The organism is Pseudomonas caspiana (genome assembly GCF_040224095.2).
In the GTDB taxonomy this organism is placed as follows: domain Bacteria; phylum Pseudomonadota; class Gammaproteobacteria; order Pseudomonadales; family Pseudomonadaceae; genus Aquipseudomonas; species Aquipseudomonas caspiana.
In genome coordinates this window covers 2002686-2027134 of the sequence record NZ_CP167995.1, presented here as the reverse complement: position 1 = coordinate 2027134, position 24449 = coordinate 2002686, and the positions used below count along the sequence as shown (strand labels likewise).

General features: G+C 55.4%; 17 protein-coding genes, 3 tRNA genes and 1 pseudogene. 2 read left to right on the top strand and 19 right to left on the bottom strand.

What is annotated here, in order from left to right:
- Positions 1–14: 14 nt before the first annotated feature.
- From ABRP31_RS09245 to ABRP31_RS09185, 13 genes and pseudogenes are all read right to left on the bottom strand, one after another.
- Positions 15–1487, bottom strand: coding sequence for a DUF2235 domain-containing protein (locus ABRP31_RS09245; RefSeq protein WP_087266280.1), 1473 nt, complete (start codon positions 1485–1487; stop codon positions 15–17).
- A 274-nt stretch (positions 1488–1761) separates the two neighbouring features.
- Positions 1762–2790: pseudogene (locus ABRP31_RS09240) on the bottom strand (methyl-accepting chemotaxis protein); the annotation flags it as partial.
- Between the two features lie 889 nt (positions 2791–3679).
- Positions 3680–4084 carry a TraR/DksA C4-type zinc finger protein gene (locus ABRP31_RS09235; protein WP_027897818.1) on the bottom strand — a complete coding sequence of 135 codons (405 nt, stop codon included), beginning with the start codon at positions 4082–4084 and terminating at the stop codon, positions 3680–3682.
- Between the two features lie 385 nt (positions 4085–4469).
- Positions 4470–5489 (bottom strand): Gfo/Idh/MocA family oxidoreductase, encoded by a 1020-nt coding sequence (locus ABRP31_RS09230; protein WP_349970649.1) that lies wholly within the window; start codon positions 5487–5489, stop codon positions 4470–4472.
- 235 nt (positions 5490–5724) lie between these two features.
- The gene (locus ABRP31_RS09225; protein ID WP_349970648.1) at positions 5725–7596 is read right to left on the bottom strand and encodes a SurA N-terminal domain-containing protein; all 1872 of its coding nucleotides are present in this window, start codon (positions 7594–7596) and stop codon (positions 5725–5727) included.
- 222 nt (positions 7597–7818) lie between these two features.
- Positions 7819–8091 carry an HU family DNA-binding protein gene (locus tag ABRP31_RS09220; RefSeq protein WP_002552737.1) on the bottom strand — a complete coding sequence of 91 codons (273 nt, stop codon included), beginning with the start codon at positions 8089–8091 and terminating at the stop codon, positions 7819–7821.
- Between the two features lie 140 nt (positions 8092–8231).
- Positions 8232–10628, bottom strand: a complete 2397-nt coding sequence (lon, locus tag ABRP31_RS09215) for an endopeptidase La (protein ID WP_087266288.1) — start codon at positions 10626–10628, stop codon at positions 8232–8234.
- A gap of 161 nt (positions 10629–10789) precedes the next feature.
- Positions 10790–12073, bottom strand: a complete 1284-nt coding sequence (clpX, locus tag ABRP31_RS09210; RefSeq protein WP_081568662.1) for an ATP-dependent Clp protease ATP-binding subunit ClpX — start codon at positions 12071–12073, stop codon at positions 10790–10792.
- 109 nt (positions 12074–12182) lie between these two features.
- Positions 12183–12818, bottom strand: a complete 636-nt coding sequence (gene clpP / locus ABRP31_RS09205; protein WP_027897813.1) for an ATP-dependent Clp endopeptidase proteolytic subunit ClpP — start codon at positions 12816–12818, stop codon at positions 12183–12185.
- 91 nt (positions 12819–12909) lie between these two features.
- Entirely contained in the window at positions 12910–14220 is a 1311-nt protein-coding gene (gene tig, locus ABRP31_RS09200) for a trigger factor (RefSeq protein ID WP_349970647.1), read from the bottom strand.
- A gap of 375 nt (positions 14221–14595) precedes the next feature.
- Positions 14596–14680: transfer RNA gene (locus ABRP31_RS09195), tRNA-Leu, on the bottom strand.
- 55 nt (positions 14681–14735) lie between these two features.
- Positions 14736–14811: transfer RNA gene (locus ABRP31_RS09190), tRNA-His, on the bottom strand.
- A gap of 52 nt (positions 14812–14863) precedes the next feature.
- A tRNA-Arg gene (locus ABRP31_RS09185) sits at positions 14864–14940 on the bottom strand.
- Between the two features lie 326 nt (positions 14941–15266).
- On the opposite strand from ABRP31_RS09185, the gene folD reads away from it, so the two are divergent.
- Positions 15267–16121 carry a bifunctional methylenetetrahydrofolate dehydrogenase/methenyltetrahydrofolate cyclohydrolase FolD gene (gene folD, locus ABRP31_RS09180; protein ID WP_349970646.1) on the top strand — a complete coding sequence of 285 codons (855 nt, stop codon included), beginning with the start codon at positions 15267–15269 and terminating at the stop codon, positions 16119–16121.
- Between the two features lie 66 nt (positions 16122–16187).
- On the opposite strand, the gene ABRP31_RS09175 is transcribed toward folD, so the two are convergent.
- The 6 genes from ABRP31_RS09175 to ABRP31_RS09150 all read right to left on the bottom strand — a co-directional run bounded on the left by ABRP31_RS09175 (position 16188) and on the right by ABRP31_RS09150 (position 22193).
- Positions 16188–17960, bottom strand: coding sequence for an ABC transporter substrate-binding protein (locus ABRP31_RS09175; protein ID WP_087266294.1), 1773 nt, complete (start codon positions 17958–17960; stop codon positions 16188–16190).
- Between the two features lie 84 nt (positions 17961–18044).
- A complete protein-coding gene (locus ABRP31_RS09170) occupies positions 18045–18317 on the bottom strand; it encodes a DUF2160 domain-containing protein (RefSeq protein WP_349970645.1) in 273 nt (90 codons plus the stop codon).
- Between the two features lie 11 nt (positions 18318–18328).
- Complete coding sequence (locus tag ABRP31_RS09165; RefSeq protein WP_027898462.1) at positions 18329–19129, bottom strand: carbohydrate ABC transporter permease; 801 nt, start codon at positions 19127–19129, stop codon at positions 18329–18331.
- A 10-nt stretch (positions 19130–19139) separates the two neighbouring features.
- Complete coding sequence (locus tag ABRP31_RS09160; protein WP_087266298.1) at positions 19140–20006, bottom strand: carbohydrate ABC transporter permease; 867 nt, start codon at positions 20004–20006, stop codon at positions 19140–19142.
- Entirely contained in the window at positions 19999–21099 is a 1101-nt protein-coding gene (locus ABRP31_RS09155; RefSeq protein WP_349970644.1) for an ABC transporter ATP-binding protein, read from the bottom strand. Before ABRP31_RS09155 ends, ABRP31_RS09160 begins: the two co-directional genes overlap by 8 nt.
- Positions 21099–22193, bottom strand: a complete 1095-nt coding sequence (locus ABRP31_RS09150) for an ABC transporter ATP-binding protein (protein ID WP_087266302.1) — start codon at positions 22191–22193, stop codon at positions 21099–21101. Before ABRP31_RS09150 ends, ABRP31_RS09155 begins: the two co-directional genes overlap by 1 nt.
- Before the next feature lie 293 nt (positions 22194–22486).
- Here ABRP31_RS09150 and ABRP31_RS09145 point away from each other — a divergent pair, with 293 nt between their 5' ends.
- The gene (locus ABRP31_RS09145; protein WP_349970643.1) at positions 22487–24331 is read left to right on the top strand and encodes a sigma-54-dependent Fis family transcriptional regulator; all 1845 of its coding nucleotides are present in this window, start codon (positions 22487–22489) and stop codon (positions 24329–24331) included.
- Positions 24332–24449: the final 118 nt, after the last annotated feature.

Below are 24449 nucleotides of genomic sequence, written 5' to 3'. Positions count from 1 at the left end.
AACCTTCAGCAGGACTAGCGGCGCATCTCTTGATTCGGCCAACGAATCCGCCCACCGCTTTGAGGTGCATGAACAAACAGGGCGTCGTTGAATTTGTGACGGCTGTCGATCAATGCGTCCCAGTGCGCGGATCGATGGATGTACCGATGGCGCAGCATTTGCTCCTCTTGTGCGTCGAGTGCATAGTCCGCACCCCGCGCATAAGCAATCAGTTTGTGCGCAACACCTTGCAGCTCCGGCAGGATCAGGAAGTCCAGAGAGACCGGCACGGGATTGAAGGGAACACCTTCATCGCACGCCAGCGCATGCATGACGCGCAAATGAACCCTGGAAAGATGGCCGAACACCTGGCGCTGCAGGCACACAGCGGCCATCACCGCTTTGCCGCCCCCCCTGTTGTAAGCGCTTTTGGTCAGGCGCTCCTTGCTGGTTATTGACAGTGAGGCCTCGGTATCGCGCGGATCAATCAATGCCGCCCGATCCATACCTGTCATTTGCGCAAAGGATTGCTGCCAGGCCTCGGTTGACTCCTTCGGAGTGTCGCTCCCCACGAAACTCCAGACCGGTCGGGTCAACAGCACCTTCTCGATCATTTGTGGATGATAGCCACCGCCAATATCCGAATGTGCACCAGGCAGCACAATCTCCGTGGGCCAATGCGGCAGGACGCTGTTGAGCGCAAAGTTGCGGCGTTCCTCGTCGCGGGCGACGAGGTGCAGAACCTGTTCGGCGCACCCAGGGGGCAAGTAGAGGTTCACTTTGTCATTGTGAGCATCCCCGAGGTTGCCCATATCCCGGAGACTTCCGACGGCGGCGACGGTGTCGAACAAGCCAATCACTTTGATTTTGACGCTACCGTTAGCCCAGGAAAAGCCGGGACTCAAGGGAACGCTACGCCGATTGAGCATGGGTTCCAGCGCACCTTTTTCCTGCTTGAGCACCTCGTTGGTAAAATGCCGGGCTGCAGCAGCACCACGGCTGAAACCGAAGACATCCAGCTCCAGAGCACTGATAAAACAGCCGGGGTTGTGCTGGGAGAACGCCGCCAGGAGCGCGCCAAGCTTTTCGATAGCACGCGAGACCTTGGCGATAACACCGGTTCTGCCACGACCAAAACTTTGTCCCGGCCAAACAGAGTCACGCCCTCCCGATAAAGTGCCTATCCCGCTAACATAAATTGACCAGTAAACCTTGAGGCCATTTCCCTGATTGCTGGCGACCGGGCGATTGCAATAAAGCCCCGCCAACTTGGCGATATTACTTAAATCATTACTGTAGCTACTGTTCGGATCGCTATGCCGTCCACCACATTCAGCAATATGTTTATTTTCGCTGATTTCTGCCATGGCCCGGCAATCAGCTCCAATCTGGCTATTGTTTCGGTTATTCCCTGTGCCATCGAAGAACACGCCAACGCGTACGGTTACACCCAGTGTTGCGGCACCCGACGCCCCCTGCGCAATCAATACATCCTTTGTAAGTTTCATCACATATCCGCCTATTGGCGCAGCTGATAGTCAAGCTGCATTTAAATCAATTAAAAATCCTTGATCTAAACAGCTTGCTCAGCAATAGGATTTCGTCAACTAAGACACATCAGTTTCAGAAAACTCCTACGACCTTGAACGGCGAAAAACAACAAAATCTTACAATAATACTGAATTAGAAATAGTAGACGCGGCTTATAAAAAGCCTGGGGCTTTAAATTATCGCTTTGAGTCATATCAAGTCATGCACCACACATGACTTGATATCCGGGAATCAGGGGCGGTCGCCTTGCGGCTTATACCCCATTCGCAGACCACCCCAATGGCGCCCTCTAACCATGATCGGGACGGACAAATCGTGCATCAGTTCACCGGTGTCACGGGTATAGGTCTGTAACAATACTGCCTGCTGATGACTGCCACAGCGGATGCCGGTGCGATCATCAAACTTTCGCTTGCTGCGACTTTTCACTGTGTCCACCGAAACATCTCCCGTCAGTGGATGGCTGAAGGCCTTGTTATGAGTAGGTACATAACCCTGAGGCGTGCAGGCGATGACAAATACCAGACCATCATGTCGCGACAGGATGGGCTCTTGAATCGCAGGCAGGACCTGATCCGTATAACGATCAAAGCGCGTCTGAAATTTGGCTGGCAAAGTATTGGGAATGGGCTGGTAACTACGATCGAACAAATCATCCAGGGTAATTCGATTTTCGCTTATATCCGCCTCGAACCGGGCCGCGATCTGACTTGCACCCTCACGGGCCAGGTCATAAACACGCTGGTGGTAATCATCCAGACCGACCTCTGCCAGCCGCTCACTGATAGTTTCGGCCTGCCCCTCCATTTGCACTGCTGCGTCAGCCAGCTTGCGGGTCTGCTCATCACTGATCGCCAGATCACTGCGCATCTGCTGCACAGCAACAAAAAGGCCGGACAGCTGTTCTTGATTGGTTTCAGCCCCCTTGGCGATCTCACCCACCTGGGATTCAACACCGGCAGCGAGTCGAGCGATGTTTTCGAGATGTTGTCCTGTGAGCTCGACTTGATCGACTCCGCTGTCCAGATCCGACGACAACTGACGAATCTGCTCAACCACCTGTGCGGTACGCTGCTGGATGTCGGCCACCATCTGCCCGACCTCCTCTGTCGCGCTGGCAGTACGCCCGGCCAGGCCACGCACCTCATCGGCGACTACTGCGAAGCCTCGTCCATGTTCGCCCGCCCTGGCGGCCTCGATGGCGGCGTTAAGTGCGAGCAAATTGGTCTGACTGGCAATCGACTGGATAACCAGCGTTACACGCTGGATTTCCTCACTACGCTGGCTTAGCGCTTCGATTATTTGACGGCTGCCTACCGCTCGCTCGCTGAGCGAGTGCATGAGCGTGATGGAGTCGCCAAGTACCCCAATCCCTGCGTCGCTGCTCTGCCGGGCCTCTATGGAAGCTGTAAGCGCCAATTGGCTAAGCTGGGCAGTTTGCTGCTCGGTCGCAATCATGACATCGGCGCTGGAGACGATTTTCTCCGCGGCACCGAGCTGTGACTGCAACTTGCCGGCCAGTTGCTTCACGGAAAATGCCACGCCGGCAGCCGATAAAGCGTTATGGCTGGTTGAGCGAGACAAGTCGCGAGTCAGGCGGTTGATTTCGGTCCCCTCATCCTTTGCGGCAACAGGCTGGGAACGGCTAAAGAAAAGACGTGGGAGCCAGACGAAAAACAGTGCAAGAGTTAACGCGAGGTACACCGGAACTTCGATAAAGCTCATCGCGATAAACAAACACCCTAACGCGAGGCTTTGCAACGCAGGTATCAGCCAGGCAGTGAACTTACTGCTCCTTGCTTTCCCCGACGGGCTTTCAGGTGTTGTATTGACCACAGCTCCATTTGCGACCATTTGCGTTACCCCGTCATGCTTATCATTATTTTGATTGCATTAGACGCCAGATAACGGCTTTTCGCCATGACTCGTTAGTTGTAATGATTTAACAACACGTAGCCCCGCACGCTATCGACAAGCGACGAATAGCTTTAAGTGGTACCACAGGCGATGGCGCGGATCGATTCATGCGCAGCGAGGCGGGTTGAGGATAGGATGAGGAAGGGTTACAGCTATGGAGGTGACTGCGGGACGCGATCAGCTAACGACCAACAGGTAGCGAGGTCCCGGAGACCCCGCCCACCCTGCGTGATCAGGCCTGACGCTGATGCTTGTCGATCTGCTCGTGGCGCTCTTGCGCCTCAATGCAGTACTTGGTGGTCGGACTGATCAGCAATCGCTTGAGGCCGATAGGCTCACCGCTGTCGTCACACCAGCCGAAGCTGTCATCGGCAATGCGTGACAAAGCCATTTCCAACTGCGGAAGCATACGTTGATCGCGATCGATCACATTGACCAGCCAGTGACGCTCTTCTTCAACAGAAGCAGCATCGGCAGGATCGGCAGGCGTATCCAGGCTTTCGATAGCAATGCGACTCTGCTCGATGCGCTCGTGGATTTCAACCTTCATACCCTGCAACAGCTCGACGAAGAAAGCATGCTGTTCGGCATTCATGTAGTCATCGGCCGGCATGGCCAGCAACTTTTCCTTTGTCATTGATTTCTCTATAAAAAAAACGTGCATTAAGGCGAATTAAGGAGCGGCTCTGCGTTGCCGTAAAAGCGCCATAGTCTCCAAGCGCCACCTGGCACTCAATTTACGAGGGGCGGCAGTCTAAGGCCGCCTTCGGCCGTCGGCAACTCATTTGCTAAACAAGCGCCGAATAGCCGACAAATAAACGCTCGCCATTTGCGCGCATCATTAAATCCGGCCAAGCAAAAAGGGCCCGAATTGGCCCTTTAGCGTCGATTGGACAACGTCATACCCGGCTCGTGCGAGCGCGGTGTACTAATGAAGACCACCTTCCTGATGATTCTCCGAATATAAGCGCCAATGGCCACTAAGGTAAAGCCATTCGCCATTAAACGGAGGTCCGCCTGCGCTACAACGTCACCACCCGCCCTTCACGGGCGCTTAAGCGGGCAGCATCCAGCACCCGCGCTGAAGCGACTGCATCATGCGGGTCGACCGGGTTCGGCCCATCGCCAGCCAGAGCGACCTGCAACTGGCTGTAAAACTCCAGCCAGCAGCCACGCTCGGTAGGCACCGGCTCACGATGCTCACCCTGCACAAGGCTGCCCCATCGCTGCTCATTCTCAACACCCCAACGCTCGTCCTCCGATTTGGGAGTCAAGCCAGCCAACGCAGCCTCTTCCTGACAATCCAGCCCTTCGACGGTGTAACAGCCTCTGGACCCGCTGACCCGGAAGCGTGGCCCCGGGGCATTTTGCAGACAGCTACCCCACAAGTGCGAGACCACCCCGCTTGCATGAGTCAGCGACACGAAAAACTGATGATCGAAAGGCTGCTCGGGATCAGAGAATTCCAGCTCCGCGTAGACCCTCGCCACTGGCCCGAACAATACTAGCGCCTGATCAACCAGATGACTGCCCAGATCACGCAGCATGCCGCCGCCCGCGGCCTTACCCACTGATTTTGGGGAATAGCGTTCAACGCGGGATTCAAAGCGGGAAATTTCACCCAGCACTCCGCCGCCAATCAATTTGCGCACTGTGAGAAAATCCGAATCCCAGCGGCGGTTCTGGTAAACGCTGAGCATCACACCTTTACGCTCTGCCAGTTCAACCAAGGCCTGAGCCTGGGCTGCGTCGGCAGCAAAGGGTTTGTCGCTGACCACGGCGACGCCTGACTCGATGACCTCTCGAATCAGCGCCGGCCTGGAAGCCATAGGCGTGGAGATCGCCACTGCGTCTACGCCCGCCGCGATCAGATCAGCCAGGCTGTCAAACGCTTGCGCACCAGGGTGATCCTTGACAAGTTCTTCCCGACGCTCTGGCGAGCGAGTCACCACGCCCACAAAGGTCGCATCTGGCAGGCTGGCTATCAACGGCGCGTGAAAAAAGCGCCCACCTTTACCGTAGCCGACTAAGCCAATACGCATGAGCTTCTCCTTTTGATCCAGTAAGACCACCTTAATCGAATGAGACTCATGGTCAACCCGGACTAATACCTACACGAAAACCGAACGCGTTGAATTGATGGACTCTACGAACCGCAATTGCAGCAGCAACAACGTCTCACCAAGCAGTTGGCTCCTACAGGAACACACAGCCGCATACCTGAATGCAAAAAGGCCGCTCAGTGAGCGGCCTTTTTTTTAGCGCACGATCAAACCATCAGAAGCGTTCGATCTTGGCCTTGCTTTCCAGCTGTGCACGATAAGCAGCGAAATCCTGCTGTCCGGCACGCGACGCCAGGAAGCGACGGTACTGAGACTTCTCGGCATCCGTCGCCGGTGTAGCTTCGTTTACACCATTGAGGCGCACGATCACGAAGCTTCCGTCAGCCAGCGAAAGGCTGGTGAACTCCGGCTTGTCCTTGCCTTCAGGCTTGGGCATACGGAACAGCGCTTGCAGCACGGTCGGATCAACACCTTCCTGACCACGAGTGACTGCTTCCATCACTTTCCAGCTGTGACCATCCTGCTTGGCAGCCACGGGCGTCTTGCCATCACGCAGGCCAGCCAACAGCGCTTCGCCCTTCGCCTTGACTGCTTCAGCAGCATGATCCCTTACCAGCTTGGCGCGGATCGCTGTCGCAACAGCCTCAAGAGGCAGTTGCTCTGGCATGCGGTGCTCTTTGGAGCGAACCACCAGAACGGTTTCAGGATCCAGTTCCAGCGCGTTGCTGTTGGAACCCTCTTCCAGCACTTCCGGACTGAACGCTGCTTGAATAACTGCACGGTTGGCCGTCAGCCCTTCGCCGCCTTCACGACCGAATGGCGCAGTCGTCTGCACTTTCAGACCCAGCTCCTGAGCTGGCTGGGCCAGATCGGATGCTTCGAACGCCGAATCTTCGAGTTGTTTGGTAGCCTCGACGAAACGCTGCTCGACCTGCTGCGACTTCAGTTCATTGGTCAGCTTATCCTTCAAGCTGGCAAAACTCGGCACCGAGGGTGCTTCTACACCTAGCAGCTTGATCAAGTGCCAACCAAAATCGCTGCGCACCGGTGCCGATACCTGATCTTTGTTGAGCGCATACAGCGCCTCTTCAAAGGCTGGATCGTAAACACCTTTGCCTGCATAACCCAGATCGCCACCCTTGGATGCCGACCCCGGATCCTGAGAGAACTCTTTGGCCAGCGCGGCAAAATCTTCGCCCTTGGCAAGACGCTGTTGAATTTCGTCAATCTTCGCCTTGGCCTGCTCATCGGTCATCTTGTCGTTCACATCGATGAGGATGTGCGCGCCACGACGCTGTTCGGCGAGATTGGCGATTTCCTTCTGATAAGCCGCTTGCAAATCGGCGTCCTTGACCTGCACCTTGTCAAAGAAGTCAGACTTCTTCAGCTCGATGTAATCAAGTACCACTTGCTCTGGGCTCATGAACTCTTTGGCGTGCTCGTCGTAGTGCGCCTTGACTTCATCGTCGGTCACTTTGACCGCAGAGGTATCAGCAGTCAGCGTCAGCGAAGCAAAATCGCGGGTCTGTTTTTCCAGACGGGCAAATGCATCTACCTGAGCGTCAGTGACAAATGCACTACCGGCCACACCAGCACGCACCTGACCGATCAACATTTCCTGAGCCAGCATCTGGCGGAACTGCATCCGGGTGAAGCCTAATTGACGGATAACCTGATCAAAGCGGTCGGCGTTGAATTTGCCGTCAACCTGGAACTCAGGCGTCTGCAAAATCTGCTGATCCAGCGCAGCTTCCGAGAAGGAGAACTTCGCCTTGTCTGCACCTTGAAGCAACAACTTGCGATCAACCAGACCTTTCAATGCCGAGTCGTGCAGCATTTTTTCGTCCAGCAAGGCAGGATCGAAATCCTTGCCCAACTGCTGCACCAACTGGCGACGTTGCATGTCGATCGCCTGGCTCAGTTCGGTCTTGGTGATCTCGTCACCATTGACCTTCGCAGCGTCCTGAGCGGTGCTGGTTGCGGTAAAAATCGCATCGAATCCGGTCAACGCCATCAATGCGATGATGATTCCGATGATGGTCTTGGCAATCCAGCCTTGTGAATTGTCCCTGATGTTCTGCAGCATGCGTCCCCCAAAACGGTTGTACTGACTAACCAACCGCGGAGCGTGGGTAGAAAGCGGATAGAAGAAAGGCGCATCCGAGGATGCGCCTTCTCGTAACTGGCGAAGCGGACGGGGCTGAAACCCACGACCCGGGTGTGTCAGGCCGGATTCAGACCAGCCGCACTACCGCTTCGCTGCCGATACAGAGTGAATCCTGATCGGTTGGGCAAAGGCTTTGAGAACTTAGTTGACAGCTTCTTTCAGGGCTTTACCGGCTTTGAAACCTGGTTTTTTAGCAGCAGCGATTTCCAGCGTCTTACCCGTTTGAGGGTTGCGACCGATGCGTGCAGGACGATCGGTAACGGAGAAGGTACCGAAACCAACCAGTACAACGGAGTCGCCGGCCTTCAGAGCGCCAGTGACGGATTCGATTACTGCGTCCAGCGCACGGCCAGCAGCAGCTTTCGGGATATCAGCGGATGCGGCGATAGCATCAATCAGTTCCGACTTGTTCACTCTAAGTCCCCTTATCTCTATTGAGTATGTTTCTAAGTTTTTTTGGTGTAGCAAAAACGAGCGCTGAATGGCCTACAGACGCTTAGAAGAGCCGCTTTATAACAAGGGCTCTAAAAAGCTGTCAAGGAAGGCCGTCCAGACTAATGCGTGCTAATTCTTTCCTTAGAGTCAGACTCGCGCTTTTCATCCTTCGCAACCATCTCGGGAGCCACATCCGGCAAGGGCTCCGGCGCGTATTGCAGCGCAATTTGCAGGACTTCGTCAATCCATTTAACCGGCTTGATCTGCAAGTCTTGCTTGATGTTGTCCGGAATCTCTTTCAGATCACGCACGTTTTCCTCTGGAATGATCACCGTTTTGATACCACCACGGTGCGCAGCCAGCAGTTTTTCTTTCAGACCACCAATCGCCAGAACCTGCCCGCGAAGGGTAATTTCACCGGTCATTGCCACATCAGCACGGACCGGAATCTGTGTCAGGGCTGAAACAAGGGCCGTGCACATACCTACGCCCGCGCTAGGGCCATCTTTAGGTGTGGCCCCTTCGGGCATGTGGATGTGCGTGTCACGCTTCTCGTGGAAGTCCAGAGGGATTCCCAGACTTTTCGCACGGCTGCGTACAACCGTCAGCGCAGCGGTGATGGATTCGACCATCACATCGCCAAGCGAACCGGTTTTGATCAACTGCCCTTTACCTGGCACGACCGCCGCTTCGATAGTGAGCAACTCACCACCTACCTGGGTCCACGCCAGACCGGTCACCTGACCAATTTGATCCTGCTGTTCAGCCAGGCCGTAGCGGAATTTGCGCACACCCAGGAAATGCTCAAGCATGTCGGCAGTGACGCGGACTGCAAAACGCTTCTCCTGCGCGTGCTCTTTGACCGCCTTGCGGCAAACCTTGGCGATCTGTCGCTCAAGGCTACGCACGCCCGCTTCACGGGTGTAGTAACGCACGATGTCGCGAATCGCTTCCTCGTCGAACTCCACTTCGCCTTTCTTCAAGCCGTTGGCCTGCAGCTGTTTTGGCGAGAGATATTTAACGGCGATGTTGATTTTTTCGTCTTCGGTGTAACCAGGCAGGCGAATGACTTCCATACGGTCCAGCAACGCCGCAGGGATGTTCATCGAGTTGGCGGTACACAGGAACATTACGTCAGAAAGGTCGTAATCGACTTCCAGGTAATGGTCGTTGAAGTTGTGGTTTTGCTCCGGATCCAGCACTTCAAGCAATGCCGACGCCGGATCGCCACGCATATCACTGCCCATCTTGTCGATTTCATCGAGCAAGAACAGCGGATTGCGGACACCCACCTTTGTCATCTTTTGAATCAATCTTCCTGGCATCGAGCCGATGTAAGTCCGGCGGTGACCACGAATTTCAGCTTCATCACGCACACCACCCAAGGCCATGCGGACAAATTTACGGTTCGTCGCGCTGGCGATCGACTCGGCAAGAGAGGTTTTACCCACGCCTGGCGGTCCAACAAGGCAAAGAACCGGGCCGCGAATTTTCTTCACGCGCTTTTGCACGGCGAGATATTCGAGAATGCGTTCTTTAACTTCATCCAGGCCATAGTGGTCGGCATCAAGAATGTCTTCAGCGCGAGCCAGATCCAGACGAACCTTGCTCTGCGCTTTCCACGGCACCTGAACCAGCCAGTCGATGTAGGAACGAACGACGGTCGCTTCAGCAGACATCGGCGACATCTGTTTCAGCTTGTTCAGCTCAGCGGTGGCCTTGGCCAGAGCGTCTTTAGGCAGACCAGCAGCATCGATGCGCTTTTTCAGCTCTTCGATTTCGTTGTGGCCTTCTTCGCTGTCGCCGAGTTCTTTCTGAATAGCCTTCATCTGCTCATTCAGGTAGTACTCGCGCTGACTGCGCTCCATCTGCTTTTTGACGCGACCGCGAATACGCTTCTCAACCTGCAACAGGTCGATTTCTGCATCCAGCAATGCGAGCACATGCTCAACACGGGCAGGCAGATCAATAATTTCGAGGATTTCCTGCTTTTGCTCGATTTTCAGCGCCATGTGCGCGGCCATGGTGTCGACCAGACGACCAGGCTCATCGATGCTGTTGAGAGAAGACAGGACTTCAGCAGGGACTTTCTTGCCCAGCTGGACGTATTGCTCGAACTGAGCCAGAAGGCTGCGAACGAACACTTCAGACTCACGATCAGGCGCATCGACCTCATCGATCAGGGTAACTTCGGCCCGGCAATGGCCATCAACTTCGATAAAGCGATCAACCGAACCGCGCTGCTCGCCCTCGACCAGCACTTTAACGGTGCCATCAGGCAGCTTGAGCAATTGCAATACGGTTGCAATGGTGCCGACGTTATAAAGAGCCTCTTCACCAGGATCATCGTCAGCAGGATTTCTTTGTGCAAGCAGCAGGATCTGCTTGTCGCCTGTCATCGCAGCTTCAAGGGCCTCGATAGACTTCTCGCGCCCCACGAACAGCGGGATAACCATGTGCGGATAAACCACAACATCGCGCAATGGCAAGAGAGGCAATTCAATGGTCGTTTTCATGATTTCGCCTCTACGGCGGCCATGTGGCCGTGGACTGGAATGAGCTTGAGTCCAAGATGGGGGTAGACACCTCAAAAAACAAGCCTTTAGGCATGAAATGCAAAAGGGGCCCGAAGGCCCCTCTCTATTTGTGCAGCATTTTATTCATGCAGCAGTGACACTCACGCGTCGGGGGCAGCCTTGGCAGGCGGCTCGCTGTTTTCATAAATCAACAGCGGCTTGGACGTGCCTTCGATTACGCTTTCGTCGATCACCACTTTGCTCACATCAGTCTGCGATGGAATCTCGTACATGGTGTCGAGCAGAACGCCTTCGAGGATGGAGCGTAAGCCACGCGCACCGGTCTTGCGCTCAAGCGCACGACGAGCGACAGACTTCAGAGCGTCGGTACGGAACTCGAGGTCCACACCCTCCATTTCGAACAGCTTGGCGTACTGCTTGGTCAGCGCGTTTTTCGGCTCGGTGAGAATCTGCATCAAAGCAGCCTCATCCAGCTCGTCCAGCGTTGCCAGAACCGGCAGACGACCCACGAATTCGGGGATCAGACCGAACTTGACCAGATCGTCAGGCTCGACTTCACGCAGGGATTCGCCAACCTTCTTGCCTTCTTCCTTGCTGCGCACTTCCGCGTTAAAGCCGATGCCGCCTTTGGTGGAACGGTTTTGAATAACCTTTTCCAGACCGGAGAACGCACCACCGCAGATGAACAGGATGTTACGAGTATCAACCTGAAGGAACTCCTGCTGCGGATGCTTGCGACCACCTTGAGGCGGAACGGAAGCGACCGTGCCTTCGATCAGCTTGAGCAGGGCCTGCTGCACGCCCTCACCGGAAACATCACGGGTGATCGACGGGTTGTCAGACTTGCGCGAAATCTTATCGATTTCATCGATATAGACGATACCCATCTGGGCTTTCTCTACATCGTAGTCGCACTTCTGCAGCAGCTTCTGAATGATGTTCTCGACATCCTCACCCACGTAACCTGCCTCGGTGAGGGTGGTTGCGTCGGCGATGGTGAACGGAACGTTCAGCAAGCGGGCCAGTGTTTCAGCAAGCAGGGTTTTACCCGAGCCTGTCGGGCCGATCAGCAAAATGTTGCTTTTGCCAAGTTCGACGTCGTCATTCTTTTTGTCACGCTGGTTCAGACGTTTGTAGTGGTTGTACACCGCTACGGCCAAAACCTTTTTCGCACGCTCTTGACCAATCACATACTGATCAAGGATGCCGCTGATTTCTTTAGGCGAAGGCAATTTATGCGCGCTGCTTTCGGCCTGTGCTTCCTGCACCTCCTCACGGATGATGTCATTGCACAGGTCGACGCACTCGTCGCAAATAAAGACCGAGGGGCCGGCAATCAACTTACGTACTTCATGCTGGCTTTTGCCACAGAAGGAGCAATAGAGCAGCTTGCCGTTGTCCTCGCCGTTGCGGGTGTCAGTCATTCGTTCGATCCAAATCCGATAGGCTTGCAACACAAGATGAAGGCTATTGCGGGCTTTTTCAAGCCCGCAGGTGATCAGAGCAACCGACCAACCTTATTTGAGCTGCTTATTAAGCGGGACGCTGACTGATGACTTCGTCGATCAAGCCGTACTCACGCGCGGCTTCTGCGCTCATGAAGTTATCGCGATTGGTGTCACGCTCGATCTCTTCCAGAGTGTGCCCGCTGTGCTTGGCCATCAGCGTGTTGAGACGCTCACGAATGAAAAGGATTTCCTTGGCATGGATTTCGATATCCGAAGCCTGCCCCTGGAAACCGCCCAATGGCTGGTGAATCATCACGCGCGAATTCGGCAGGCAGAAACGCTTGCCCGGAGCACCAGCAGTCAGCAGGAATGCGCCCATGCTGCACGCTTGACCAATACAGGTAGTCGAAACGTTCGGCTTGATGAACTGCATGGTGTCGTAGATCGACATGCCCGCTGTTACCGAACCGCCCGGCGAGTTGATGTAAAGATGGATATCCTTGTCCGGGTTTTCCGCTTCAAGGAACAGCAGTTGCGCGCAGATCAGGTTGGCCATGTAGTCCTCTACCGGACCGACCAGAAAGATCACTCGCTCCTTGAGAAGGCGCGAATAGATGTCATAGGCGCGTTCGCCACGGGCGGACTGCTCGATAACCATCGGGACCAGGCCGCCGGCGGCCTGGATGTCAGAGTGCTGCTGAATATAAGAATTGCGGGACATGTCTCGCATTCACTCCCAAATAGTCATTTCTTGAATACGCACAAGCCAGCGCGAAGGCTGGCTTGTAGGTGTTTTCTAGCGAAAAAACAAATCAGTCGGCTTGTGGACCTTCCACCGGCTTGACTGCTTCTTCGTAGGAGACCGACTTCTCGGTCACGCTAGCCTTCTGCAAAACAGTATCCACAACTTGCTCTTCAAGCACAACCGAACGCACTTCGTTCATTTGCTGGTCGTTCTTGTAGTACCAGGCAACGACTTGCTCAGGCTCTTGATAAGCAGAAGCCATTTCCTGAATCATCTCGCGAACGCGGGCGTCATCAGGCTTGAGGTCGAACTGCTTGACCACTTCAGCAACGATCAGACCCAGCTCAACGCGACGCTTGGCTTGCTCTTCGAACAGCTCGGCCGGCAGTTGATCAGGCTTGATGTTGCCACCAAACTGCTGAACAGCCTGAACGCGCAGACGATTTACTTCGTTTTCCAGCAAGGCTTTTGGCACTTCGATCGGGTTGGCGGCCAGCAAGCCGTCCATTACCTGATTCTTGACCTTGGACTTGATGGCCTGACGCAGTTCACGCTCCATGTTCTTGCGAACTTCGGTGCGGAAACCTTCGATACCGGTTTCCTTGATACCGAACTGCTTGAAGAACTCTTCGTTCAGCTCAGGCAGCTTAGGCTCGGAAACCGTGTTGACGGTAACGGTGAACTCGGCAGATTTACCCGCCAGCTCGAGGTTCTGATAGTCTTCCGGGAAAGTCAGGTTCAGAACGCGCTCTTCGCCAGCCTTGGCGCCAACCAGGCCGTCTTCGAAGCCAGGGATCATGCGGCCGGAACCCAATACCAGCTGGGTGCCAGTGGCGGAGCCGCCAGCGAATGCTTCGCCGTCAACCTTGCCAACAAAATCAATGTTCAGCTGGTCTTCGTTCTGGGCAGCACGATCAGCCACTTCGAAACGAACGTTCTGCTTGCGCAGGATTTCCAGCATGTTGTCCAGATCGGCATCAGCCACGTCTGCAGACAGACGCTCAACGGCGATGGACTCGAAACCGGCAACGGTGAATTCCGGGAATACTTCGAAAGTAGCGATGTATTCCAGGTCTTTGCCTTTTTCAAAGGTCTTTGGCTCTACAGCAGGTGCGCCAGCCGGGTTCAGCTTTTGCTCAACCACAGCTTCGTAGAAAGTAGCCTGGATCAAATCACCCAGTGCTTCCTGACGCGCGCCGTCTTCGTAACGCTGACGGATCACGCTCATAGGCACTTTGCCTGGACGGAAGCCAGGGATCTTGGCTTTACGTGCGGTCTGCTGCAGACGCTTGTTGACTTCAGTCTCGATGCGTTCGGCAGGCACGCCAATGGTCATGCGGCGCTCAAGAGCGGAAGTATTTTCAACAGAAACTTGCATGGATATTCCTCGTTGCACAGACGTTAGCCGGCGTTTCCGACCCCAGAATCAAGGGCATGCATTCTAGTGGGTCAAACTCAAGAAGTCACCCTACTGAAAAAGGGCGCATATAAAGGAAGGAATCAGACGATCAGCGACTGGCAACCGCAGCTACTCTCGACCGATCGAAACGCGTCTGGCACGGCCCTGCACGAGGCATCACGCACCCGGCCTCAGCGTCGACTCCATTCCGCGAAGCACACCCCGCACGACCGACGGCAGCCAGGCTGGCCGATCAGCGAGACGAAAAACAATAATCCTGAAACAAAAAAAGCCGCACTAGGCGGCTTTTTTTAAACGTCATGACCGCATAGCAGCTGTGACGCGTTTTAATCTTGGTGCGGACGGAGAGACTCGAACTCTCACACCTTGCGGCGCTGGAACCTAAATCCAGTGTGTCTACCAATTCCACCACATCCGCGTACAAGCTTTTAAAGCAAAGGCGCCAGATTATAAGTCTGGCGCCTTTCTAAATATGGGGTGGACGAAGGGGATCGAACCCTCGACAACGGGAGTCACAATCCCGTGCTCTACCAACTGAGCTACGCCCACCATATTGCGTGTAACCGTGACATCTTACTTGCACTTGCCAAAGCTGCCTTAATGGCGCACCCGGCAGGACTCGAACCTGCGACCATCCGCTTAGAAGGCGGATGCTCTATCCAGCTGAGCTACGGGCACTTATATAATCTGTACTCTTTAACGATTACAAATTAAAAGGCTTTTTAATCACACTGAGCTAAGTAACCGCTCCGCCTGATTCAACACCGAACCTCATCTAAACATCGACTTGATTATCAGTGCCAGCTTAACCAGTGCTGGGTTGTACCCGGCAAGTGCGACGAATCTTATAGACGACCCTAAAGGTCGTCAACTCTTTTTTAGAAAAAAATTCAGTTAGATAAAGGAGTTAGGAGAATATGCAGACCAAGCGCCTTTGCCCGCGCGCGATGACATGCGAGAATGCGCGCTCTTTTCCGATCCCTCTCGATGGTTAATCACGCGTAATGACTGCAAAACTAATCGACGGCAAAGCGATCGCAGCCAGCCTGCGTCAGCAGATCGCCAAACGGGTCGCCGAACGTCGCGAGCAAGGCCTGCGCACACCCGGCCTCGCAGTGATTCTGGTGGGCAGCGATCCCGCCTCCCAGGTCTATGTCTCGCACAAGCGTAAAGACTGTGAAGAAGTCGGCTTTATCTCCCAGGCTTACGACCTGCCTGCGCAGACGTCACAAGCCGAACTGACCGAACTCATCGATCGCCTTAATGACGATGCGAACATCGACGGCGTATTGTTGCAATTGCCACTGCCTGAACATCTGGATGCCTCTCTGTTGCTGGAGCGCATTCGCCCGGACAAAGACGTGGATGGCTTCCATCCTTATAACGTCGGTCGTCTGGCCCAGCGCATTCCGCTGCTGCGCCCCTGCACACCCAAAGGCATCATGACCCTGCTGGAAAGCACCGGTGTCGATCTCTATGGTCTGGATGCAGTCGTGGTGGGCGCGTCCAACATTGTCGGTCGCCCAATGGCCATGGAGCTGTTGCTGGCCGGTTGCACCGTAACCGTGACCCATCGTTTCACCAAGGATCTGGCGGGCCATGTTGGCCGTGCTGATCTGGTGGTGGTTGCGGCTGGCAAACCAGGTCTGGTCAAAGGCGAGTGGATCAAGGAAGGCGCTATCGTGATCGACGTTGGCATCAATCGTCAGGACGACGGCAAGCTGGTGGGTGATGTGGTGTACGAAACCGCCCTGCCCCGCGCTGGCTGGATCACCCCGGTTCCAGGTGGCGTAGGTCCAATGACTCGCGCCTGCCTGCTCGAAAACACCCTGTACGCAGCAGAGACTCTGCACGCCTGATCGTCGTGGCATGCGGTAAATGAAAACGGCACCCCCAAGGGTGCCGTTTTTCATTGCGCAGAGGCCTTACTTCTTGGCCGCTTCCCAGCTTTTCAGCAAATCAGAATAAGCGATGGTTTCGCCCTTCGGCTTTTCATTGGCCAGCTTGCGTTGTGGAGCAAGGAACTTGCCGCCACTTTGCTCGGCTTTGGTGTACCACTCTTCGGCCGAGGTTTCCGGGTTCATCTTAGGCGCGCACTTGCTGGCGTCCTGAACCTTGGAGCGCTCGATGCGCGTCATGATCGCATCCTGATCCTTGGCCAGACCGTCCAGTGCCTGCTGCGCGGTTTTCTCGCCGGTTACAGCCTCGGCGACGTGACTCCACCACAGCTGCGCCAGTTTCGGATAATCCGGCACGTTGGTCCCGGTAGGCGACCATTGAACCCGGGCCGGGCTCCGGTAGAACTCCACCAGACCACCGAGCTTCGGCGCCAGAGCGGTCATTTCCTTGGAGTTGATGTCCGACTCACGAATCGGCGTCAGGCCCACGATGGTTTTCTTCAGGGATACGCTTTTCGACGTCACGAACTGCGCGTAGAGCCAGGCAGCCAGACGTTTTTTCTCGTCGGAAGATTTAAGGAAGGTCCAGGAACCCACGTCCTGATAACCCAGCTTCATGCCTTCTTTCCAGTACGGGCCTTTTGGTGAAGGCGCCATACGCCATTTTGGCGTGCCATCGGCGTTCATGACCGGCAGACCCGCTTTGGTCATGTCAGCGGTGAAAGCGGTGTACCAGAAAATCTGCTGAGCAACGTTACCTTGCGAAGGCACCGGCCCGGACTCGGAGAACGTCATGCCCGCCGCTTCAGGCGGCGCGTAGGCCTTGAGCCAGTCGATATATTTCTGGGTAGCAAACACCGCAGCCGGGCCGTTGGTATCGCCGCCGCGAGTAATGCTGGAACCGACCGGGTGGCAGTCTTCTACGCGAATACCCCACTCATCCACCGGCAGACCGTTTGGCAAGCCCTTGTCGCCGCTGCCCGCCATGGAGAACCAGGCATCGGTGAAGCGCCAGCCCAGGGACGGATCTTTTTTGCCGTAGTCCATGTGGCCGTAGACTTTCTTGCCGTCGATTTCTTTCACGTCTTCGCTGAAGAACTTGGCGATGTCTTCATAAGCCGACCAGTTCACCGGGACGCCCAGCTCGTAGCCGTACTTGGCTTTGAATTTTTCTTTCAGGTCTGCGCGATCGAACCAGTCAGCGCGGAACCAGTACAGGTTGGCAAACTGCTGATCGGGCAGTTGATAAAGCTTGCCGTCCGGCGCAGTGGTGAACGAGGTGCCGATGAAGTCTTTGAGGTCCAGCGTCGGCGAAGTGACCTTGCTGCCTTCCGGGCTTGCCATCAGGTCTGTCAGGGACATCGCCTTGCCGTATCGGAAGTGGGTACCTATCAAGTCGGAATCATTCACCCATCCGTCATAAATGCTTTTGTCGGACTGCATGGCGGTTTGCAGCTTTTCAATCACGTCACCTTCTTGCAGCAAGTCATGGGTGAGCTTGATGCCGGTGATTTCGGTGAAAGCCTTGGCCAGGGTTTTCGATTCGTACTCGTGGGTGGTCAAGGTTTCGGAAACCACCTTGATGTCCATGCCGCGGAACGGCTCGGCGGCTTTGATGAACCACTCCAGCTCTTTCAATTGTTCGGCATCGGAAAGCGTGCTTGGTTTGAACTCGCTAGCCGCCCATTTCTTGGCCGCATCCTGGTACTGATCCGCCCATGCCGAAACGCTCAATCCGCTGAGCATCACCATTGTCGCCAGCGTCACGCTATGTCGTAGCTTGTTTTTCTTATTGAACATAGACACCTCCAGTGTTGTTTCTTATGTAGTCCCGCTTCGAATACTGCCTACCGGATCAGCCTGGCATTTGCGCTCATCCGCCCTCTAACCCCACCGCATTACTACCAGGAGCCACACCAGAGAGATCCCTGAAGCGACCCAGATATTCCAGTCGGTTGCGCCAATCACCAGCAGATGCAGATAAGCGCTACCCAACAGCCCAATGAACAGTCGGTCACCACGGGTGGTGGCAATCGGCAGAAAACCACGACGCTCAATACTGGCCGAGCGCAATTCCCACACCGTCATCCCAGCCAACAGCAATGCAATGCTGCCGAAGAAGATCGCGGTGGGCAGTGTCCATGACATCCACTCCATTTTTCGACTCCTCAGACCCGGCCAAGAGCGAAGCCCTTGACCACGTGGTTACGAACGAACCAGATCACCAGCATGCCGGGCAGGATGGTCAACACCCCCGCCGCCGCCAGGACGCCCCAATCAATGCCCGACGCCGAGACCGTGCGCGTCATCACCGCCGCAATCGGCTTGGCGTTGACCGAGGTCAAGGTCCGGGCCAGCAGCAGTTCAACCCAGGAAAACATGAAGCAGAAGAACGCCGTCACACCGATACCCGAGCCAATCAGCGGCACGAAGATTTTCGCGAAGAATTTCGGAAAGCTGTAACCATCGATATAGGCAGTTTCATCGATCTCCTTGGGCACACCGGACATGAAACCCTCCAGAATCCACACCGCTAACGGCACATTGAAAAGGCAATGAGCCAGCGCTACGGCGATGTGGGTATCGAACAGACCAATGGACGAATACAACTGGAAGAACGGCAGCAGGAAAACCGCAGGCGGTGCCATGCGATTGGTCAGCAGCCAGAAGAACAGGTGCTTGTCGCCCAGAAAACGATAACGGGAAAACGCATAAGCGGCGGGCAGCGCGACGCTTAGCGAGATCACGGTATTGAGGCAAACGTAGTACAGAGAATTAATGTAGCCGCTGTACCAGCTTTCGTCGGTGAAAATCACTTTGTAGTTGGCCAGCGTGAAATCCTGCGGCCACAAGGTCAGGCCACCGAGGATTTCGGTGTTGGTCTTGAACGACATGTTCACCAACCAATAGATCGGCACCAGCAAAAACAGCAGGTAAATCCACAGCGGTATGATTTTGCGCAGGTTCATGTCCGCCTCCTCAGTTCTTTTCGCTATGGGTCATGGCGGTGTAGAACACCCACGACACGAGCAGGATGATCAGGAAATACACCAGCGAGAACGCCGCCGCAGGGCCCAGGTCGAACTGGCCCAGCGCCATGGTGGTCAGGGTCTGACTGAGGAAGGTGGTGGAGTTGCCTGGGCCGCCGCCGGTCAGCACGAACGGTTCGGTGTAGATCATGAAGCTGTCCATGAAGCGCAGCATCACAGCGATCAGCAACACACTCTTCATCTTCGGCAGCTGGATATGCCGGAATACAGCCCAACTGGAAGCCCGATCGATACGCGCTGCCTGGTAATAAACGTCCGGGATCGCCCGCAAGCCTGAGTAGCAAAGCAGCGCGACCAGCGACGTCCAGTGCCAGACGTCGATGATCAACACCGTCACCCAGGCGTCCGATGCGTTGGCTGCGTAGTTGTAATTGATGCCTAGTACGTTGTTCAGCGTGTAGCCCAGCAAACCAATATCGCCCCGGCCGAAGATCTGCCAGATGGTGCCGACGACGTTGAACGGAATCAGCAGCGGAATGGTCATGACGATCAGGCAGACCGTGGACCAGCGCCCCTTGCTCGGCATGCACAACGCGATAGCGATCCCCAACGGAATCTCGATCAACAGCACACACGCGGAATAAATGAACTGGCGGAGCAGCGAGTCATGCAGACGCGGGTCCTGCAAGACCTGCTTGAACCAGTCGGTGCCGACAAAGTAGCGGCTGGACTGGTCGAAGATGTCCTGCACCGAATAGTTGACCACGGTCATCATCGGGATGATGGCGCTGAACGCCACCAGCAGGAAAACCGGTAATACCAACCACCACGCCTTGTTGTTCTGAACCTTATTCATGGCCTGACTCCAGCAAGTAATCGTCGGCATAGACCATCAACCACTGACCCGGAAAGCTGATCCAGGCCTGGCCCGCGGGCACCGCTTTGTCTTCCTGCAGCCGCACCTTCAAGGCTTGTCCGGCCAGGCGCAGGGTCAGAATCTTGTAGGTGCCCAAGTCTTCAACGTGACTGACTTCAGCGCATAGCGCGTCATCCACCGGTCCGTCCCAAACATGCACAAACTCCGGACGTATGCCGACCTTCAGGCTGCTCCACTTTTTCTCGGCGATAAGCTGCTGCATTGATTCGGACAGCGGTAAATGAACATCGCCGAAGCCCACACCGCCGGCTTGAGGAGTGACCTCAATGAGATTCATGCCAGGGCTGCCGATGAAGTAACCAACAAAGGTGTGACGTGGTTTCTCGAACAGCTCTCGCGGAGTGCCGAACTGGACAATCGCGCCGCCATACATAACGGCGATTTTGTCGGCGAAGGTCGAAGCTTCCAGTTGATCGTGGGTGACGTAGACCATGGTGATATTGAACTGCTCGTGAATCTGCTTGAGCTTGCGCCGCAGCTTCCACTTCAAATGCGGGTCGATCACGGTTAGCGGCTCGTCAAACAGAATGGCCGACACGTCATCCCGGACCAGACCACGGCCCATGGAGACTTTCTGCTTTTCATCCGCGGTGAGGTTGCGGGCCTTTTTCTTCAGTAATGGCTGCAGGTCCAGCACGTCGGCGATTTCATGAACCTTGGTTTGAATCCGTTTCTCGTCCATGCCCTGATTGCGCAGGGGAAAAGCGAGATTGTCGTACACCGTCATGGTGTCGTAGACCACCGGAAACTGAAAAACCTGAGCAATGTTGCGCTGCTCCGGCGACAGGTCGTTGACCACTTTGGAGTCAAACAACACCTGCCCCTCCGAAGGGCTCAACAGCCCGGAGATGACGTTCAGCAATGTCGATTTCCCACACCCGGAAGGTCCCAGTAGTGCATAAGCCCCACCCTGCTCCCAGATATGACTCATCTCACGAATCGCATAATCCTCTGGCCCGTTCGGATGTTTGCTATAGCTGTGTGCGAGGTTTTGCAGTCGGATCTCGGCCATCAGGCAACCCTCGCCATACGCAAGCCGGGTGCCTGGATCAGGCGACCTTGCTCATCGAACACAAATAATTTGTGGGTCGGGATATACACCCGGATCGAAGCATCGACGTCGTAGGCATGTACCCCAGGAAGGTGCAGAACCAGCGGAAAATGTTCGTTACGCACATGCAGAAAGGTTTCCGAGCCGCTGATTTCCGCCAGCTCCACGGTCACCGCCAGCTCAAGGTCATCGTCGTTTGACGGCACCAGACTCAGATGGCTGGGCCGCACGCCAAAGCGGTAATTGCCGTCGCCGATCTTGCGCAGATCAACGTTGAGGGGGAAATGCACGAAATTGGCAAAACTGACTTCACTGCCCTGAATGCGCCCGGGCATCAAATTGATTGGCGGCTCGGAGAACAACTCGGCCGCCAGCACGGTTTGCGGCTGGTGATAGACCTCAGGCGTACGACCGCTCTGAATCACCCGGCCTTCATGCAGCACCGTGGTAGTGCCGCCTAGTGCCAGCGCCTCGTTAGGCTCGGTGGTGGCATAAATGGCGATGGTGTGACGGGCTTCGAACAGCTCGCGCATTTCCTGGCGCAGCTCTTCGCGCAGCTTGTAGTCGAGGTTGACCAGCGGCTCATCGAACAGAATCAGGTCGGCATCCTTGACCAGCGCCCGGGCCATGGCCGTGCGTTGCTGCTGGCCGCCGGACAACTCCAACGGATAACGTGTCAGAAATTTTTCGATGCGCAGCATCTTCGCGGTTTCCAGCACTTTGCTCTGGATCACGTCAGCGGCAACACCGGCCTGCCGCAATGGCGAAGCGATGTTTTCAAAGACGGTCATGCTCGGGTAATTGATGAACTGCTGATACACCATCGACACATTGCGATGGCGAACGGCCGTCTGCGTGACGTCCTTGCCGTTCATCAGGATGCGACCGCGATCAGGCTTGTCCAGCCCGGCCATCAGCCGCATCAGACTGGTCTTGCCAGACAGCGTACGGCCCAGCAAGACGTTGAAAGAACCGGGTTCGAAACTCAACGAAGCGTCATCGATCCAGGTTTGGCCGTCGACCACACGGCTGACGTGCTCCAGCGTTAGAGACATGGCTTGCCCTTTTTTGTCAGTTCTTATTCAGGGTGTGCGCGAATTCTTGTCAGGAGATAGCGACAATCGTGCCAAAGCGGGCATTCCTGCACACAGGCGCGAGATAGAGCCTCAGCTCAATATCACTCGCCTGATGAGCGTTCAGTGCTGAACAAAAGTGAACAGTAAAAACTGAACACCTGAACAAACTGAACATTGACTTTGAACAATCCTGAGCGACACTGGACGGACGCACGGGATTGGACGCCCGTGCCAGATCAATAAGAAAAATAAAAATACATGCAGGATCCACCATGGCCATACACCGTGCATCCGTTGCTCATGACGCCATCATCCGAGACTCATGGTCCCGCTGTCGGGACTTCGGTCTGAGTCATCAGTCCACCCCCTCTTTCGGCCAATTACCGAAAGATCAGGTATCGCAGTTACTGGAGCGCCATCAGGCACTGGTGCACACCACCCACCAGGAAGTCCTGCCCTTTTACGAAAACATCCTCAGTAACTCCAACTGCCTGATCATGCTGGCCGATGATCGCGGTCAGTTGCTCAAGTCATGGGGCACGCAGCGTTTTATCGAGCCGTCTCATGCCCATGGCTTCATGGCCGGGGCCAGCTGGATTGAAAGCGCTACGGGCACCAATGCCATTGGCACCGCACTGGTCTGCGAACAGGCGGTACACATCGAGCACAACGAACACTTTCTCAAAGCCAACCGTTTCATGACCGGTTCGGCAGCCCCCATTTATGACGCTGCGCGGCGGATGATTGCGGTACTGGATGTCTCCAGCGACAGCTTCCTGCCGCCCTCCCACACGCTGGGCATGGTGAAAATGATGAGCCAGTCGGTAGAAAACCGACTAATCCTCGATCAGTTTCAGGACAGCCACTTCCAGCTGACCTTCAACACCGGGCTGAACAACCTCGACAGTCAGTGGGCCGGCTTGCTGATATTTGATGAAAACGGGCGGATCATCAGCGCCAACCGTCGCGCCGATAATCTGTTGGGGGGCAGCCCGATGCGGACGAGCATCGAAGCGTTGTTCAATAACCCGACGGCATTTTTGCTCAACCAGCCTGAAGGCTTGCCGTTCTCCCTTCTGGCCTCAGGAAACAACCGCTTTCATGGCGTATTGAGACGACCTAAACGTAACCCCCTGAGCCTGCATGTTTTCCAGCCCGCGCTGAAACCAGCCGTGCAGGATGGCGTACCACTGTCAGCCGTCAGTCTGGGAGACGCCAAGGTCGATAAAGCCGTGCGTCAGGCTGCGCGGCTGCTTGAAAAGAACATCGCCCTGCTGATCCATGGCGAAACCGGTGTGGGCAAAGAGGTGTTCGTCAAAGCCTTGCACAACGCCAGCTCCCGATCCGCCAGGCCACTCATAGCGGTCAACTGCGCAGCGATTCCGGCAGAGCTGGTGGAGTCGGAGTTATTTGGCTATGAAAAAGGCGCGTTCACCGGCGCGCACTATAAAGGCAGCATTGGCCTGATCCGCAAGGCCGACAAGGGCACTCTGTTCCTCGACGAAATTGGCGACATGCCACTGCCGGTTCAGGCGCGTCTGTTACGGGTGCTGCAGGAACGCTGTGTACAGCCACTGGGCAGCAGCGAGTTGCATCCAGTAGACGTGCGATTGATATCAGCGACCAACCGTAATCTGCGCGATGAGGTATTGGCCGGGCGCTTTCGTCAGGATTTGTATTACAGAATCAGCGGGCTGAATCTCGAACTTCCTCCCCTGCGTGAACGCACCGACAAGGCCGCACTGTTTCAGCGAATCTGGGAGCAGCATCGGGAAGCGCAGCAGACTCGAGGCTTCGAGCCAAAAGTGCTGGCGTTATTTGATCGTCACCCGTGGCCGGGTAACTTGCGTCAACTCAGCAATGTGATTCAGGTGGCGTTGGCCTTGGCGGATGAGGAGGTCATCGGCACCGAGCATCTTCCGGATGATTTCTTTGCGGATCTGGAGATGAGCTTGCAGGATGTGCCGTCAGTGTTCAGTGACAAAGCACAGCTGCAAGAAACAGAAGACCTGGATCAGCTATTGCGGGCTGCTGGCGGGAATATTTCCCAACTGGCCAAGCGCCTGGGGGTGAGCCGCAATACGCTTTACAAGCGGTTGCGGGAAAGGCAGGGTTGAGTCACGACCGACAGTTGAACTGGAATGCAATCCCTGTGGGAGCTGAGCTTGCTCGCGATACCGACACCTCGGTTTCAGATCAAACACCGAGGTGCCTTTATCGCGAGCAAGCTCAGCT

Coding starts and splice junctions, on each gene's coding strand:
- ABRP31_RS09235 (WP_027897818.1), bottom strand. CDS start 4,084: ATGACAAAGGAAAAGTTGCTGGCCATGCCGGCCGATGACTACATGAAT.
- clpX (WP_081568662.1), bottom strand. CDS start 12,073: ATGACTGACACCCGCAACGGCGAGGACAACGGCAAGCTGCTCTATTGC.
- ABRP31_RS09165 (WP_027898462.1), bottom strand. CDS start 19,129: ATGAACCTGCGCAAAATCATACCGCTGTGGATTTACCTGCTGTTTTTG.
- ABRP31_RS09245 (WP_087266280.1), bottom strand. CDS start 1,487: ATGAAACTTACAAAGGATGTATTGATTGCGCAGGGGGCGTCGGGTGCC.
- ABRP31_RS09175 (WP_087266294.1), bottom strand. CDS start 17,960: ATGTTCAATAAGAAAAACAAGCTACGACATAGCGTGACGCTGGCGACA.
- ABRP31_RS09230 (WP_349970649.1), bottom strand. CDS start 5,489: ATGCGTATTGGCTTAGTCGGCTACGGTAAAGGTGGGCGCTTTTTTCAC.
- ABRP31_RS09150 (WP_087266302.1), bottom strand. CDS start 22,193: ATGTCTCTAACGCTGGAGCACGTCAGCCGTGTGGTCGACGGCCAAACC.
- ABRP31_RS09160 (WP_087266298.1), bottom strand. CDS start 20,006: ATGAATAAGGTTCAGAACAACAAGGCGTGGTGGTTGGTATTACCGGTT.
- clpP (WP_027897813.1), bottom strand. CDS start 12,818: ATGTCCCGCAATTCTTATATTCAGCAGCACTCTGACATCCAGGCCGCC.
- ABRP31_RS09225 (WP_349970648.1), bottom strand. CDS start 7,596: ATGCTGCAGAACATCAGGGACAATTCACAAGGCTGGATTGCCAAGACC.
- folD (WP_349970646.1), top strand. CDS start 15,267: ATGACTGCAAAACTAATCGACGGCAAAGCGATCGCAGCCAGCCTGCGT.
- lon (WP_087266288.1), bottom strand. CDS start 10,628: ATGAAAACGACCATTGAATTGCCTCTCTTGCCATTGCGCGATGTTGTG.
- ABRP31_RS09145 (WP_349970643.1), top strand. CDS start 22,487: ATGGCCATACACCGTGCATCCGTTGCTCATGACGCCATCATCCGAGAC.
- ABRP31_RS09170 (WP_349970645.1), bottom strand. CDS start 18,317: ATGGAGTGGATGTCATGGACACTGCCCACCGCGATCTTCTTCGGCAGC.
- ABRP31_RS09155 (WP_349970644.1), bottom strand. CDS start 21,099: ATGGCCGAGATCCGACTGCAAAACCTCGCACACAGCTATAGCAAACAT.
- tig (WP_349970647.1), bottom strand. CDS start 14,220: ATGCAAGTTTCTGTTGAAAATACTTCCGCTCTTGAGCGCCGCATGACC.